Source organism: Pontiella sulfatireligans (assembly GCF_900890705.1).
Taxonomy (GTDB): domain Bacteria; phylum Verrucomicrobiota; class Kiritimatiellia; order Kiritimatiellales; family Pontiellaceae; genus Pontiella; species Pontiella sulfatireligans.
Genome location: NZ_CAAHFH010000001.1, coordinates 433,606 through 450,056, shown reverse-complemented (window position 1 = coordinate 450,056; position 16,451 = coordinate 433,606). Strand labels below are relative to the sequence as shown.

Genomic DNA, 16,451 nt, shown 5'->3' with positions numbered 1-16,451 from the left:
AATGAAACGTAAAATCCGTGTCATGCTGCTAGAGGATAATCCCGAATACCGGGAAGTCATCAGTCTTGCCCTGAAAGACGAGCCGGACATTGAACTGACAAGTCAGTTCGGCACTTCGGAAATTGCACTGCGCAGCCTGCAGGACATGTCGACCCGCAAAGAGCCCGACCTCATCCTGCTCGACCTGCGCCTGCCCGGCATGGACGGGCTCGACTCGCTTCCCTATTTTCGGACCGCCCTGCCTGATGTCAAAATTATTATTCTCACCCAGTCCGACGACGAGGCCGACGTATTGCGCGCCATCTCCCGCGGCGCGGCCGGATACCTGCTGAAATCCTCTACCCTGAATCAGATTACCGAAGGAATCCATACCGTGATGGACGGCGGAGCGCCACTCGACGCAGGCGTCGCCCGGTTTATCCTCGATACGTTGCAAAGCAACATGCCCAAAGAGGAGGTCGAAAACATGCTGACCCCACGGGAACTCGAAATCCTCACCCTGCTCGGAGAAGGACTCCTAAAAAAGGAAATCGCGGACAAACTAGAAATCAGCTACAGCACCGTCGACACCCACGTTGCCCACATCTACGAAAAACTCGAAGTCCGCAACGCCCCCTCCGCCGTCAACAAAGCCCACCGCCTAGGCCTGTTCCCTTAGGGGGAAAAACAGTGTGATTCAGTCGCTTCACCTTGATTAGTCGAGCGAACAGGATACCGAACAATAGAACTTATGCCCCATGTTTACCATTAGAGGTTGCTCCATCTAGTTCATGTTCTGAAGTGCTGTACTTGCACTGCCCTAAAACGGCTTGCGTAAAACCATCTGAAAAATGCAGAAAATCTGCTGGTAATCAGCAATTCTAATTATGGGGTTTGAACGGGGGGCGGGCCTTGGGCGGGCGGGGATCAGCCGGGGTCGTAGGGGCCGATCTCTAGGCCGCGCATCATGAAGTCCATGAGTTCGCCCCAGCTTTCAAAGCAGTGGTAGTGGGTCAGGGCCCGGACGTGCTCGAAGAAGGTCTGGCGCTTCGCCAGCCTGTTGCGGACCAGCCGGCAGGCTTCGTCGCCGAGGTCGAGCAGCGTGTGCAGGAGGAAGGCGAGGATGTTCATGCATGCGAGCAGCGAACCGAGGCACTGCTTGCCGTGCCCGAAGTTGTGCTCGAGGTGGCTGCCTTTGGTTTTGAGCGTGTTGTTGTTTTCGTTTTCGATTTTCCAGCGGGCGCGGCCGGCCTCGGCGAGGCCGAGGGCGTTTTCAGCGGTGGTTTCGTGATCGGTGACGAAGGCGTTTTTATAGGTTTCCTTCCCGCCCGGCCGGACAACCCATTCGATCCAGTTGACTGCAAGCGCGTCCGGGCCGTCGACGAGCGGGACGAGCCGACTATCGGCATTCTGCTCTGCAAATCGAGTGACCGTGTTGTAGCGGAATATGCCCTGAGCGATATCCATAAACCCATAGGCGTCTCGAAATATCAGCTGACCCGCGCCCTGCCCGACAACCTGAAGCCGAGCCTGCCGTCCATCGAAGAACTGGAAGCAGAGTTTAGTGACCCGGAGAGTGAGGACGAGTAAGATTCATACGGAATAACGGCTCGGCTCGTTGCCCCGCCCGTCTACTGAAGATCAAACGTCCCTTCAAACCATGGATTCGTGTTAAGCTCCCATCGTTCGCGTTCTTCATCGGAATAGACCCACGCTGGCATTTGATGGGTGGCGGCCCATTTATTCAGCGCGTTCACCATATCCTGCAGGCGCTCTGGATGCTGGCTGCTCAGGTCATTCTGTTCACCGACATCCTTTTCGAGGTTATAGAGCTTCCAGTGCTGTCCCGAACGTACGGCCTTCCACTCGTTGAGTCGTCCGGCAATATCGGTGTGCTCAGGGCGATGCGAAATCACCGCGATTAATTCGTCGGGATGCGGATTACGGTCGTTCAGCAGATCGATCCAGATATCTTTACCATCCAGTTCCTTGTCGGCGGGAATCGATGCACCCGCAAGGTTCGCCAGCGTCGGGTAGAAATCCATGGTGAGCACCGGATATTCGAAGGTGCAGTTGGCGGGGATAACGCCCGGCCAGTGCCAGAACATGGGCACCCGGAATCCGCCTTCCTCCACACCGCGCTTCTCGCCGCTTAATGGGGCGTTGCAGGCACCGTGTCCAGACACCCCACCATTATCGCTCAGAAAAATGATCAGTGTGTTTTCATAGGCCCCTGTTTCCTTCAGGGCCTCCACCACGCTCTTGACGCCATAATCAACGCAATGAACCATGGCCGCATAGGTTTTGCGTTTTTTGCCCTCAATGTGCGCCATCTTATCAATGTCTTCCTGTTTTGCCTCTATCGGCGCATGCGGCGCATTGTAGGCCAGATACAAAAAGAAGGGTTGTTCGCGCGCGGAAGCCTGTTTGATGAAGCTGACGGCTTCGCGGGAAAATGCGTCGGTCAGGTACTCCGTCTCATGAGCTTCTTTCCCGTTTCGGAGCTGAGGCGTTGTGTTGGGTGGAATCTCCGTGTCTCCAGCTTTTAAACGCTTCTCATACTCCGCCCAATATTTCCTGGGGAAATATTTATGCCCGCCGCCAAGGTGTCCGTAAAACTCATCAAACCCCCGCTGATTCGGCAGGAATTCATGCCCTTCGCCCAGATGCCATTTGCCGAGTACTCCGGTATAATAGCCCGATTTCTGCAACACTCTGGAGAGAAAGACCTCGTCTGTAGATACGCCCCATTGATGATTGAAGTAGGGAATATTGAACTGTCCCCCCATCGTGTATGGAGACCGTCCGGTCAGCAGGGCTGCCCGGCTCGGTCCGCAAACCGGATGGGCCGCATAAGCGGACGAGCAGACGGTTCCGTTTTTTGCGAGCGCATCCAGTGTGGGGGTCGGGATATCTTTCGACCCGTTGAAGCCCACATCCGCATATCCAAGGTCATCACATAGAATGATCAGGATATTGGGCCTAGCTGCAGTTGCGGATAAAACCACGGCAGATAGCGCGATCAAAAGAAATGTCAGTCGTTGAGTTTTCATTGTTATCACGGGAATTTCACCTAGTTTCTATTTGGATCCTAAGAACTCCTTACGCAGATTCGTAGCAGCGCACTTCGAACAGCTTGATGGTTTTATGGCCCCAGGTCTCTTTGAGCTTCAAGCGAATGGCGGTTGCCTTGACCGGATTGAATTTCATTTTCACCAATCGCGTCATGTTGTCTTCAACCGCAGCCACCTCAACCCATTTCCCCTGAACACGGGCCTCGCAGGTGAGGTTCTTCACGAGCTCCGGAGGCACATCTTTTATCTGCTCTGCACCTTTATCGGGTTGTTTGTACATCTGCATATTTCGGCCAATATTGGTGTCGCCCTTGAGTTCCACGGCAGCAACCTGAACCGGCCTCTCCCATTCCAGATGGATCTCAGCATTCAGGCCATCCGATTCCCAGTGGTGAACCGTCTCCGGTTCGTCACGAGAAATGCCGTCGATGAGCAGTTTGGCATCGCCCGAAATAGTTGAAGAGGCGAAAATCCCATCGGCTTTACGCGCCAAATCTTTTTCGTCACTTGCCGGACGGTTCGGAATGAATACATCGTCCCGCAGGAGTTGTTCCTGCAGCTCGTTGATGTGGTTAGCAGCCAACGTGCGCGGCGTGATGCCTTTTTGGACGCAAATGGCCGCTGCCGTACCGGCTGCCTGCCCCATCATGGAACAGGTGGCGATAATGCGGGTGGAGGAAAGAGCCGTATGCGTTACGCTCACGTTGCGGCCGGCAAACTGCAGGTTGGAAATATTTCGCGAATAGAGGCTGCGGTACGGGATTTCATAAACGTACGGGACCCGTCCATAAAAGAAACTCGGCGGATCGTCCAGGTTTTCAATTCCGCCGGGACAATGTTCGTCAAATCCCCACCCGCCATAGGCCACGGCATCCTCGAAGTGACGGTTCTCCTGAATATCGACCTGCGTCAGTATGTGATCACCCATAAAACGTCGCGATTCCCGCCGACCGGGAATGGATCCGATCCAATCCAGCGCAATATTTTCCGCTTCCGGAAAGTCGCCTGAATTTTTGACGTAATCCCAAATGCCGTAAAAATAGGCCATGAGCTTATGGCGGTTGACTTCCCGGTCGGCGATAATATCGAAGTCACTTCCGACCTCGACCCACCAGAATCCCTCAACAACCTGTTTGACGATGCGGGAGTGCTTTCCGGTTTGGGCCGCCTTTACATGATCAAACGGAATGGCATAGGACGGCGGACGAAACGGCACGGGCTTATCCATTTTTTTGGTCATCATCAGAATGGTGTCGCCCATCGTCCAGCCATCGGGCTTTTCGGGGGCAAAAGATTCACCGAATTCATCACGCCCCTCACGGCCGGTTCGATATTCGGCACCGGCGCAAGCAGCCAACAATCCGTCGCCGGAACAGTCGACAAACTCTTTGGCGGTGATCACAAACTCCGTTTCGGATGTGGACTGCCAGCAGACGGCGGACTGGATTCGCTTTCCGTCCATGATGGCCTCAACGGCTTGCGTATTCAGCATCAGCTCCAGATTGGGTTGACGCGTCACGTAATCGTAAAGCACATGATCCCATACAGGATAGGACTCCTGCTGGTTGTAATACCGATTCTCAATCAGGATTTCTTCGATAATACCGGTTTCACGGCTGGGGCGTTTCCTAGAGTTTGCGCCGTTAACAGTCACGCGCATTTCACTGGAAGCATTGCCGCCGAGCACCGGACGATCCTGAACCAGAACGGTTTTGGCACCGTTGCGTGCAGCCGCAACCGCCGCTGAGATGCCTGACATCCCGCCGCCAATAACGGCAACGTCCACCGTCATTTTCTTTTTGCGGTTAGGCAGGCCGGTTGTGCCGGTTCCCACCTGCGTCCATTTGTCGGTGAGCCGTTCACCTTTTTCGTTTGTCGGGACGGCTCCTTGAGCATTCGTTGCCGCAAGGGTACCGGCTCCGATGCCGGCAGCGGTTGTTGTGAAAAATTTTCTGCGCTTCATAGTTATCTCCTTGGGATCATTTTAAGATCGGACCGTTCCCGCTTCCTGGTGTCTTCCAACCCCTGGAAACTCGATCTCGATTTACTTTTTCTTTTTCTCGTTCTTTGACTTGGATCCCTTGGCCTGGTCAGGTCTTCTCCGATAGGGAACGGCATCTGCTTCAAACATAATCTTTTGGGGCTGATAGTCGAATCCGACCTGATTCACATTCGTTACGGTGACATGGAAGTGTCCCTCCTCCTCGCCAAATGCCGTGTAAATAACCGCACAGCATGCGGGTCCGGAATAGCTGATTCCATCCGGATTCAATCCGGCTGAGATTTGATCCCGAAGCTCCACCGGCACCCATTTACAACTGCCAAATTTAAGCTGCGCGTTTGTTCCATAGACGGCGGTCACATTTTTCACAACCGAATCGGCGGCAAAATGCCCCGGGCTGCTCCCATTTCGTGTATCCCCTCGGTCGATGCGAACCGCGCTTCGGCAACTGTCACTGAACACCCCGTCAATATCCACGGTTCCGTTTTTCATTGCGTGAGGAGAAATCATGACGGCGGCCAAACCGTTGGTGCATGTAATATTGCGCCCGACGATATCGAACATCGATCCGCTAACGGCCTTTAATCCGCCAGACCCTGACTCCAACCGGAGCGTGACCCCGCCCGTCCCGGTTATATTATCAAACAGAATGTGGGTTCCGCCCCCTACCTGAACCGTTCCATATCCATTGTGGGCTCCGAAATCATCCACATTCTTCACCACCCCGTTTCTCGGGAAAAAATAGTCGCCGTTATAGGTCGCCATGTTGAACCGCAAGGCCGAATGCACCGTACTGGTCTCGACAACATTGATGTCTGAGATAAGGAAGTTATCCACATTTTGAGCCATCACAGCGGTGGCGCTTACGGAGGGCTTTACCGCACTCAAGTCCACGGCGAACCGATCCCCGGCCTCCCCTGTTTTACATCTCACGCTGACGTTGGAAACGGCTGCGCTGTTTGCTCCGATGGAGAAAACAGCCCCTGATTCGTTCTCGGGACGGATCGTGGTGCCTTTATCCAGTTCAAGATGAACATTGGATTTGATCGCCACACCAGAAACATAATAAATGCCACTGGGAATGCAGATTTTACCGCCGCGCGACGTTGCCGTCATTTCATCAATGGCTTTTTGCAGCGCGGCGGAGTCATCTTTGGCATCCGTCCCGTTCGCGCCATAATCCGTCACCAGATCCACGGTCTTGCTGACCTGGTCGATCGTATCGTTAAAAAAATCACGTTCCATAGACTTCAAAGCAATGGCATTCAATGTAAACGTAATCGTTATCAATACTATATATATTTTTGTCATCAGGTTCTCTGTTAGCTGGGGAGACAGGCCTTGCATTCCTCATTAAATTGCACGATGAATGTTTTGACCCGTTCCGGGTTATTATTTGCACTATTTTAAAATTCAACGAGATCGTTTTATGACTGCGGATCCGGCAAAGAAGCAGGACATCCGCCACCTGAACCAGACCCCCATCAGTACGAACAAAGAAACGGTGAACGACATTTTTTTGAGCGAGATCATACGTTACTCCAAAATTAGGTTTTTCCGATCACTCCCAGATCAAGGGCAACCACACAGTCATTTCGCCTTCCCCGCGGTTGTTCCACGCATAATAGGGAATAAACCTCGTATCGATTAGCTTCCATTGCGGTTTCTTCACCGGGGCGTACATTTCTGAATATTGATCTCCACGCAGACGCACGGTTGCATGGAGCGTTGTAATGGATTCGGACAGGTCGGTTTCCTGCTTTTCCTTAAATTTGATGTCCGACGGAATATAAACGTCCAACACATCCACATCTTCGGGAAGATCCTTCGATTCCAGACAATAAACGACCGGCCCGCGCTGGATGGCCACTTGGTTGCGGACTTCTTCAATACGCGGGTGGCCGGCGATCAGCGCAGGCTCCATCGGCATATCCAATGTAATCACATCGCCCGCCTTCCAAGCCTGAACTATTTCGGCATAGCTGCCCGGAACAGCCTCGACGCCAACATCCTTTCCGTTGACTTGAACCAAGGAACCTTTCGCCCATTCCGGGATGCGAAGCATCATTCCAAGCGGTGCATCCTTGCAGGATTCCACGGTGATTTTCACCGTACCGTCCCAGGGATACCGGGACTCCTGCCTCAGTTCGATTGCTGAGCCGTCCAGCAGTTTGGTGGAGAGCCGGTTACCTCCATAGAGGTTTACCGCCACGCCGTTTTCGGAAAGGCTGTAGGCCCAGTTGGAAACCTTGGCAATCGTTCGCACGACGTTTGGCGGACAGCAAAAGCACTTGAGGTAGGGCTGGCGAACAGCGTGGTCTGTTTTCCCCAGTTTTTGATCCGACGTGCGCCGAAGCGTGTTCGCATAAAAATAATGCTTCCCATCAATACTAATTCCGGAAATACCACTGTTGTAGATTACCTTTTCAATGACATCGGCAAACTTGGACTCTCCCTCGAGACCCAGCATCCGCCAGTTAAACATGGCGTTGCAGACATTCGCGCAACTTTCGCTGTAGGCGGTTGCATTCGGCATCATGTATTCACCAATGAACGCCTCATGAACCGCATCAACCCGGTCAGACGCCCCGTGATGCGTCTGCCCGACCCCGCCGGTAATGTACATTTTTCGATCCACGACATCGGACCAGATCTTATCCAATGCGCCTAGCAGCGCGTCCTCTCCGGTTTCCGCATAAACATCGGCGGCTCCGGCATAGAGATACATGGCCAGCACCGCATGGCCGACCGCAGTCGACTCTTTACGGAAAGGGATTCGATCCTGGGTATGGTCGCCGCTTTTCCGGGCGGAGGTTGCATCGAGTCCGTCCTTTTTTCTGTTTCCGCGCGTATCAATGAAAATACCGGCGAGTTCAAGATAGCGAGGGTCTTTCGTGGTGCGGTACAGCTCGACCAATCCTGAAATCTGGGTTTGGTTATACCCGAAACGAGCCAAGTGCTTTGGCTGAGGTTGAAATGTTTTATACAACAAATCGGCATTCTTCACTGCGATATCAAGAAAGTTGGTTTTCCCTGTTGCGCGGTGGTGAATACACGCCGTGGTGAACAAATGGCCGCAGTTATACATCTCGTGGTGGCCGATATTGGAAAAATGCTCGTTGTTGTTCAGTTGATTTAAGGTATGCAAATAGCCATCTGCTTCCTGAGCTTGCGCGATCACGGCGATGATCTCATCGAGCTCTTCGATTATTTGCGGATCCTTGTTGATAGAATAGACATAGACGGAGGCTTCCATCCACTTGTACAGGTCGCCATCGTGCCATGGGGATCCACCATGTTTTCCTTCTTTCAGTCCTGCCGCAATTTTAAAGTTGTTATACCCATGGCCGATATCGCCTTTAAGGATCTCTCCCATATACGGAACCATGGTTTCTTCGCAGAGCTTAAACTTATCGGCCCAGAACCCGTCGGTCCATTGACAGTCGCCCATGTTGACACTCCGTAAAGTGACATGGGGAGATTTGCTGTTATCGACAACACCAAACTGTGCGCAGGCAGCGCCAGCCGTCAAAACAGCAAGTACTATTGCGATATGATTTTTCATGATAGATCCTTCTTTAATTCAAGCATAGTAAGGCTCGCTATTCGATTCGGGTTATTTCGCCTCCAGCTGGATGAACAGCTGGGGTGGTGTCGTGTCTATGGAATTGGTGTAGCTGTTGAGCACACCATTCGTCGTTGAAACATTCACAGTGGTGCTGGTTTCCCAGTTTCCTGCGAGCAGATTGGTAGTGGTCAGCACGTAAGCGGTGACGCGATTATCGCCGACTAGGGAGAAGATAACGTTGCTCGCTGCTGAATCACCGAACGCAGGTTTAATTCCCGTATCGGAGGGGTTGGTCGGGTTGCCGCCGAAGACATATTCGCCCCAGTCATTCAATCCGTCTCCATCCGCATGGTTTGTTTTCACACCGGACAATCCATACGAGGAGACGAAGGCGTCCCATGCCGGATTCGCTGGAACAACCGTAACAGCGCAGACTGCAATATGACTGCTATCAGTGGTGGTTGCTGTAATGGCTGCGGTGCCGTTGCTTTGCGCCGTAATCAGCCCGTCTGAATTAACGGTGGCAATCGAATCATTATCCGAACTCCAACTTACGGTCGGATCCGTGGCGTTATTCGGTGTTGCGAGCTTGAGCAACTGCATCGTTTCTGAAACCGAAAGCGTTGCGTTAGTTGGATCGACCGATACGCCGGTTACCGAGATATGGGCGGGGCACTGATTCTTGCTGATGGAATCCGCTTCGTGTTGCACGGTCTTGGTTTGATAAACAAATCCTTCCTGCGTCACATTGGTAATCGTAACGTTGTAGTAGCCTTCCCCGGTACCCTCGGCCAGATTCCTCATAGCCGCCGCAGCGGGCCCCAGACGGGCTTTGCCATCTGGAAGCTTTTCCGAGGAAATCAGATACTTCAGCTCGCATGGCACCCATTGATCATGACCGGCTTTTAGTTGTGCGGTTACTCCGTATATGGCGTGGACATTTTTCACGATGCTTGTATCTGCAAACCATCCGGGTGACGTCCCGTTTCTTGTATCCCCCTTGTCGATACGGACCGCATGCACGGAACTCCTACCGAGCACGCCGTCGATATCAATATGGCCGTTTTGCATGGCATGGGGGGATATCATGACCACCGCATTCCCACCGCCACCGGAAATATTTCTTCCGTAAATATCAAACATAGATCCCGTGAGAACCCCCAAACCTGTAGCTCCGGATTCAGCCCGAAGGGTCACCCCGCCGTCGCCGTCTAAATCTTTGAACAGAATATGTGTTCCCGCGCCAATCTGCACGGTTCCGTATCCGACATGCGCAGAGGTGTTGTTTATATTTTTAATGACGCCGTTTCTGGGCGTGAAATACTGTCCCTGATAGGTCGCCATATTACACCGGATCGCGGAGTGCGTGGTAAAATTGTCGGGGATATCCACGCCCGCAATCATAAAGTTAGTCACGTTTTGCACCATAAATGCGGTGTGGCTGGTATCGGCCGTCCTGTCGCTGAAGTCTACCGTAAACCGGCCCCCGTCACCTCGGATACTGACGTTCCGGATTTCCGGATCATTCGTGCCAAATTCAAATATCACAACCTTGGCGGTTGTTTGTATTGGCTTGATCACCGCGTTCGTAGAGATCACCAGATGGACATTCGACCGCATCGTTATTCTACCTAGAATAAAGGTGCCTTCCGGAACGATGATTTTACCGCCGTGCGACAGGGCCGTCATATCGTCGATGGCGTTCTGCAGCGCGACCGAATCCTCATTGGTGTCCGAGCCGTTCGCACCATAGTCGATAATATTTACAACCGTGTCCACCGATCCGATGGTATCCGTGAAGAAATCAATTTCGACGGGCTCCACAGCAAAGGCCGGGAACCCCAAACCGAGCGAGATTGTGCAAAAAGCTGCCGTCTTATTCATCGTCATTTTATATCGCCTTATCGTTCATTCGGATGGGTTCGAATCAGAGGCATCAACATCCAGATGGTAAACGCTAATACGCAAGGTCGATGAAGCGCATCGACCCCGCCGGAACGGTAACCGTTAGCACGGGGCTGGATGCGTCCAGGGTCTCCGTGCTTAAAATATCCATGGCCGAAACAGGCTGACGCCCCTGGAAAGAGATAACGGCCTGCCGCTCTTGCGGGTCGATATAGCCGGGGTCAATCAGGATCAGACGCACATGACGATCATCCAAGCGGATGGCACTCCATGACGCTCCTTTGACCGCAATGGGCATTCTCGCCGCACCGGCTTCCACTATTTGACGCATGTAAGTGCCGAATTGATTCGCGGGGACTTTCTTCCCGTTGATGAAACCCTCTTTTGTGCTACTCACGCTAAACGGGGTCCCCCGCTTCTTCAGCTCGGATTGATACCCAATTGGCGCGATGGGCACCATGCCGTTTGGCAGTTCCGGTATAAAGTTCAGCCAGCGGTAGTCCACGCCCAACGCAACCTTCGATAAGTCATGATCCGAAAGACCGGCACCGGACCAGCCGACGCCTCCGACTGAGATCACAGCATTATCATCTTCCGGGGTGTAGAGCATCACGTCGTGACCATCTTCACTGATCTCGACATGATGTTCATCGATATCCTTCATCAAATGCCAAGAGCCAACCGACAAGATGTCTTCCGGCTGCACTTGAGGCAGGACGCCCGATTTCATGAGTGCATACAGAATTTGAATTCCTGGCTCCTGCTGAAACTTAAGTCCGGAAATAATGCCGTAACGCGCACCATAGGCTGCACGCAAAACACCGCTACGCAGGAAGGGCGAAATACTCGTCTGCCCACAGGCGGATTCCGGGCGCCAACAGCAAACGTTATCTTCAACCAATCGCAAGGCATGCTGATCCACATACCCTCCCATGAACATACCGACCCGGCCTGCCAGGTTGATATCCTGAGTGCTTGAATTCGTATCTTCCGTCGTCGGCACGACGAGGTCGGCATAGTCCCTACTAAAGAACAGCTGATCCCATGGATGCAGATGAGCGCCGGCCGCCCAGAAAATATTTTTAAATCGGAAAAACAGCTTTGCCCTGCCTTGCTTGCGCATGGCCGGGGCAAGTTGCGGAATATAGTGGTTTACGAAATAATGAGAGCGCGGATCCTCCGGATTTCCCATCTCCGCATAAACGAAGCCATAGCAAGTGGTTGGAGCTGCCTCTAAAATACCGATCATTGTTTCGACTTGCATATAGAACGGATCCGTTCCGTGCCCGGCCCACAGCGTAAACGGCACGCCGGATTGTTCCATTTTCCTGGCGCGCGCAATGATTTCGCCCTGACTCAGATCGTAGGGTTTTCTGCGATCTTTCTTTAAGGCGCCTTCTCCCGCAACCTTGGAGATCTTGCTGCGATCGAAGTCCTCAGACCATGTGCTCATGGTAACAAACTTCAAGTCTTCGCCCTTTAGGTTGGCCACAGCTTCATTCGGCTCTCTCCCCGAGACAAGCACCCACGGCTCTTCGGATTTCTTCTGATAAGCGGGGCGCTTGAATTTGAGCGACTGGCGGTAGAGCGTATCCAGATTGGACTCCACCTCAGCCAATCGCCCCAGGAGTTGTTGCGGTGCTTCCCACCAATGATCCTGTGTTAAATCAAACGCGTGCAGGGTCGTGCCTCCCCCAAGCTGACCGTCACCGAAAAGCTGCCTGCTCTCCGGCTCAACTGTCAGCCCGTTGAACGCAAACCCCTCATAGGCCTTTCCGGTGCGTGCGATCAACTGACCATCCAGACCGAGTACATACAACACCGTGCCAAAGTTAACGGCGATTTCGTTGCGAACCGGTTGCAGAGATGCGGCAAAGCCATGGGCGTATAGCTGCTTATCTTTCTTCGGAAAACCAAACTGAACAATTGGCTTCATCTTCCCGTTCATCACAACAAACTGTCCGGCAGCATCCCGGGCTGCAGACGCCACAGAATCCGCTTTTCCCGTTCCCACAAACATGAAGTCGTCAAGCCCGTCACCATCAATATCGGCAACAGTTAGCTCATTAATCATGAGACTTTTAAATTGGAGAAGCTCACCTTTTTTTATGTTCCCCTCAACGAGTACCTCCTTGCTTCGAGGATCGATGATTCCGAGGAAAGACCAGGACCACTTGTCGCTGGTCATAGCCATAACCAATAGAGACTGTTGGTCTTTATAGACAAAATTTCCGGCTTCGAGCTTGCGGATGATGCCGGCGTATTTGGTTTCCGACACGAGGTTCCCTCTCGTATCCAGCTCATAGAGCACACAGTCATTACCACCGGCAAAGATCTGAACCGTATCGCCGTTCTTGACGACGGCGACCTCCGAGAAGCGAACCTTTCGCCCGGGGTTAAACGTCCAGCGCAATTGACCGTCGTGTCCCCAGCAATAAATATTTCCGTTACCGCTAGCCGCCAGCAGGTCATCATTCCCATCTCCATCGAGATCGGCTGCTTCAATTTCAAACATGACCGCCGGGTTGTCAGTCGGATTGCGCCAAAGCGTTTTACCCGATGTGGTATGACAGGAAACGGTTCCATCTATTTCAGAAACATACAGCACGCCTTCGCCATTGATCGAAGCGGATATCGCATTGCGTATGCCGTTCCCATCCGTAGCGAAACCGGCAGCCCAGCCAACGGACGCGGTGAGTATTGATATGGCAAGTAGTATGTATTTCATGCGGCTAATCATTTTAAAGTTTGCGTGTTTTTTAAAGCTCATAAAGGTTCCTATTTATATCCGTTCCGTTTTCGTTGCTGCACAAAATCACGGGTTTCACGGAAAATCGACATCTCCCCCGTGGCACGCGGATCACTGGTCCTCATGCCTTCGGCTTGCAATTGTTCGAAAAGGCGCTGCTTCACCTCGGTATAACGCTCATCGTCGATCAGGTTGTTCATCTGCCAGGGGTCCGCCTGCATATCAAACAGCTTTTCGATGACAGGCTTGACGGCATTTTCATCGGATAACGCATTACCCGACTCATCTACATTGGCGTAGTAAACAATGTAGGCGTAGCGATCATTGCAAATGGTGCGCGCGGATTTACTCGCCGGATCAAATTCCCCATGCCACTCCACCCCGGTGATGATGAAACTGCGCTCCGGCTCGATGCGTCCCGAATCTTCCGAGGTCAGAATATTCCGGAGGCTTCGGGCGCTCATGGAATCAGGTACTTCCACCCCGGCCAGCTCAAGAAAGGTGGGCGCGAAGTCAGCCAGGCGTACAAAGTCGGTTACTTTTCTGCCGGCCTTGATCCCGGCCGGCCACATCACAGCCAACGGCTCGTGTACCCCAAGATCATCAGGCGTTGTTTTGCCCCGGTCAAGAGGGATCGCTGCCTCCAGATCCTCTATCACGCTTCCATTATCCGAGGTGACGACCACCAGCGTGTTTTCGAGTTCGCCAAGGGATTCCAAACGATCCAGCATGTGGCCCAACTGCTGATCCGCCGTGCAAATTTCATACAGAAAATCGCCACGCCTTTTACGGTTGCGCATCGAATCCTCTACGATGGGCGGAACCGGAACGTTCTCCAGAGGCACACCGAATTCATTCGCCAGCCGTTCATGATTGCCCTCGCCCCAGGGCAGGTGCGGTTCATACACGCCGGCCCAGAAAAAGAAGGGCTGACCCGGCTTCCGATCCGCCAGGAAACGCTCGAAGTTTTCGGCGTAATCATTGGGATCGATTCCCGGCGGCGGCGATTCAAGCAACGCTTCATCATAAACCTGACCCGCGACATCCGGACCATGGCCCTCCGGCGGATACATTCCCGGCCCCCAGCTTTTGCGGGTAAATCCTGTGTGATAGCCCGCCTGCTTCAACAACGCGGGGAAGACCGGAAATTTTTTCGGCAGCCAGGCCTGAATAAAAGCCCCCTGCTCCAACTCCCAGAAATTCCGGCCCGTCAAAATTGCAGCCCGCGACGGTGCGCACGAAGGTGCCGAGGCATAGGCGTTCATAAATAACACACCATCGCGTGCCACCCGGTCAAAATGAGGCGTAGGTAAATTCGACCAGCCATAGGCACTCCGTTCAATCCAGCTTTCGTCGTCGGTAATGAAAAAGAGCACGTTGGGTTTGCCTGTTTCTTTGGCAAAGCCAGTCAGTTGCGCGAGCAACAGACAACCGATCAGTAAATTTACTTTCATCATCAGAATTGATTTCCTCATTGTATTTTCATGGTGCGGTTTCGAATGGAAACCCCGCTCTGATCAGCTCTTTTTTTTACTTTTCTTTCCGCTCTTTTTTTCTTTGTTTTGCTTCTCTTTCTTCGAAGCACCGACCAATTCACCTTCCGGATGCTTTGCCTTGTATTCTTCGGGCGTCATCCAGGTGACGGCAGGCCACCAGCCGGTGTCGTTCGACTGTCGCACACCGGGCGTTGTACGGCCATTGCAGAGGATGTCGGTCATCTTCGCTTCGAGCTTTTTCGCAACCTCAGGATGCTGTTTGACAAGATTGTTTTTCTCGCCGATGTCGGCGGTCAGGTCATACAGCTCTGCGCCTTTTTTAGCATTCGGCAGGACGAGCTTCCACTTGCCTTCAGTAATCGAAAACTGACCGCTACGGTTGTTGGTTCCAATGAATGGAAGACGTTCGAATCCGGATGCCGGATTGCTGAACACATCGGCAAAGCTCTGGCTGTCTTCACCGGAATCCTCCGGGATCTTAGCTCCGACGATTTCCGCGAGGGTGGCCAACATATCCGACTGGCTGACCGGCTTGTCCCAAACACGGCCCGGCTGTTTGATGCCGGCCGGCCAGCGAACGGCAAAAGGTACGCGGTGCCCGCCTTCGTAATGGGAACGTTTGCCGTCGCGCAACGGACCGCTGCTGTAATGCCCCTGCTCTTTAATCCGTTCTTTCCACGGATTTTCCGGGCCATTGTCGCTGGAGAAGAGCACCAAGGTATTCTCCGTTAATCCGGCCTCATCCAGATAATCGAGCAGGCGACCGATATGGTAGTCGGTTTCCAGCACAAAATCGCCGTAGCCGCTGCAGTCGCTCTTGCCGATGAAGTCCGCCCGCGGAGCCACCGGCTCATGCGGCGAGGTCAGTGCAAAATAGAGGAAGAACGGCTTGTCGGATTTGGCATCCGCTATTTTGTCCCCAAGCCATTGAATCGCCTTGTCGGTATAGCGCGTCAGCAATTCATCATCATTCCAGTCCGGAGCCACCTCAGTAACCTTGCTTTTGCTTTGAATGGTTTCCGGGGGTTGGTCGTCCAGGCTCTTGTAATACGGTTTCATTATACGCCAGCGCTTGTCGATATTCGGCAGATTCTTTTTGTGATAGGTCCAGAGCGTCGGTTCGGCGGCGCCCGGCTCCAACCCACGATTTTCAAACCAGGCACAGACCGATTTCGGCGATGTGGGTAGGCCGTACCAATAATCAAATCCGTGATCCAACGGACCATCCATAATCGGTTGCGACCAGTCGCGCTTCCCCTTTGTGCCCGGCAGATCCATGCCCAGATGCCATTTGCCGACACAGGCCGTATTGTACCCCTTTTCCTGAAGCATTGAACCGAGCGTCATACGCCCCTCTTCGATCATGCACGGCTCATCCACATTACCGACGCCCACCTTCAAGGTTGTGCGCCAGGAATAGCGCCCGGTCAGCAGCGCGTAGCGCGACGGCGTACAGGCGGAGCTGCTTGAATGGCCGTGGCTGAAGTTGATTCCCTCGTGCGCCAGACGATCCATATTCGGCGTCTGGAACTTAGAGTCCGGGTTCAAATAGCTCACGTCGCCATAGCCCTGATCATCGGTATAAATAATCAACACATTCGGGCGCTGAACCGCTGATGCGCTTAGCCCAATACTCAACGCGATAATACTTATTAAACTCATCTTCATAGTTCGTTCC

General features: G+C 53.0%; 10 protein-coding genes and 1 pseudogene. 2 read left to right on the top strand and 9 right to left on the bottom strand.

The genetic code is table 11. The annotated features are described in order from the left end of the window. Position 1 precedes the first annotated feature (1 nt). Positions 2-658 carry a response regulator gene (locus SCARR_RS01775; protein WP_136059813.1) on the top strand — a complete coding sequence of 219 codons (657 nt, stop codon included), beginning with the start codon at positions 2-4 and terminating at the stop codon, positions 656-658. A gap of 248 nt (positions 659-906) precedes the next feature. On the opposite strand, the gene SCARR_RS28745 is transcribed toward SCARR_RS01775, so the two are convergent. Then, the gene (locus tag SCARR_RS28745) at positions 907-1,446 is read right to left on the bottom strand and encodes a hypothetical protein (protein WP_246044462.1); all 540 of its coding nucleotides are present in this window, start codon (positions 1,444-1,446) and stop codon (positions 907-909) included. On the opposite strand from SCARR_RS28745, the pseudogene SCARR_RS28740 reads away from it, so the two are divergent. Continuing rightward, positions 1,357-1,569 (top strand): annotated as a pseudogene (locus tag SCARR_RS28740) (PDDEXK nuclease domain-containing protein); the annotation flags it as partial. The gene SCARR_RS28745 and the pseudogene SCARR_RS28740 sit on opposite strands and share 90 nt — an antisense overlap. Positions 1,570-1,610: 41 nt before the next feature. Here SCARR_RS28740 and SCARR_RS01765 read toward each other — a convergent pair. The 8 genes from SCARR_RS01765 to SCARR_RS01730 all read right to left on the bottom strand — a co-directional run bounded on the left by SCARR_RS01765 (position 1,611) and on the right by SCARR_RS01730 (position 16,441). Continuing rightward, positions 1,611-3,032 carry a sulfatase-like hydrolase/transferase gene (locus tag SCARR_RS01765; protein ID WP_136059811.1) on the bottom strand — a complete coding sequence of 474 codons (1,422 nt, stop codon included), beginning with the start codon at positions 3,030-3,032 and terminating at the stop codon, positions 1,611-1,613. A gap of 49 nt (positions 3,033-3,081) precedes the next feature. Then, positions 3,082-5,016 (bottom strand): FAD-dependent oxidoreductase, encoded by a 1,935-nt coding sequence (locus SCARR_RS01760; protein WP_136059810.1) that lies wholly within the window; start codon positions 5,014-5,016, stop codon positions 3,082-3,084. An 81-nt stretch (positions 5,017-5,097) separates the two neighbouring features. Then, a complete protein-coding gene (locus tag SCARR_RS01755; protein ID WP_168432895.1) occupies positions 5,098-6,300 on the bottom strand; it encodes a glycosyl hydrolase family 28-related protein in 1,203 nt (400 codons plus the stop codon). 316 nt (positions 6,301-6,616) lie between these two features. Next, positions 6,617-8,620 carry a glycoside hydrolase family 127 protein gene (locus SCARR_RS01750; RefSeq protein ID WP_136059808.1) on the bottom strand — a complete coding sequence of 668 codons (2,004 nt, stop codon included), beginning with the start codon at positions 8,618-8,620 and terminating at the stop codon, positions 6,617-6,619. Between the two features lie 51 nt (positions 8,621-8,671). After that, positions 8,672-10,513, bottom strand: a complete 1,842-nt coding sequence (locus SCARR_RS01745) for an Ig-like domain-containing protein (RefSeq protein ID WP_136059807.1) — start codon at positions 10,511-10,513, stop codon at positions 8,672-8,674. A gap of 67 nt (positions 10,514-10,580) precedes the next feature. Further along, positions 10,581-13,256 (bottom strand): hypothetical protein, encoded by a 2,676-nt coding sequence (locus tag SCARR_RS01740; RefSeq protein ID WP_456238411.1) that lies wholly within the window; start codon positions 13,254-13,256, stop codon positions 10,581-10,583. A 50-nt stretch (positions 13,257-13,306) separates the two neighbouring features. Continuing rightward, entirely contained in the window at positions 13,307-14,734 is a 1,428-nt protein-coding gene (locus SCARR_RS01735) for a sulfatase family protein (protein WP_136059805.1), read from the bottom strand. 60 nt (positions 14,735-14,794) lie between these two features. Then, a complete protein-coding gene (locus SCARR_RS01730) occupies positions 14,795-16,441 on the bottom strand; it encodes a sulfatase family protein (RefSeq protein ID WP_136059804.1) in 1,647 nt (548 codons plus the stop codon). Positions 16,442-16,451 lie beyond the last annotated feature (10 nt).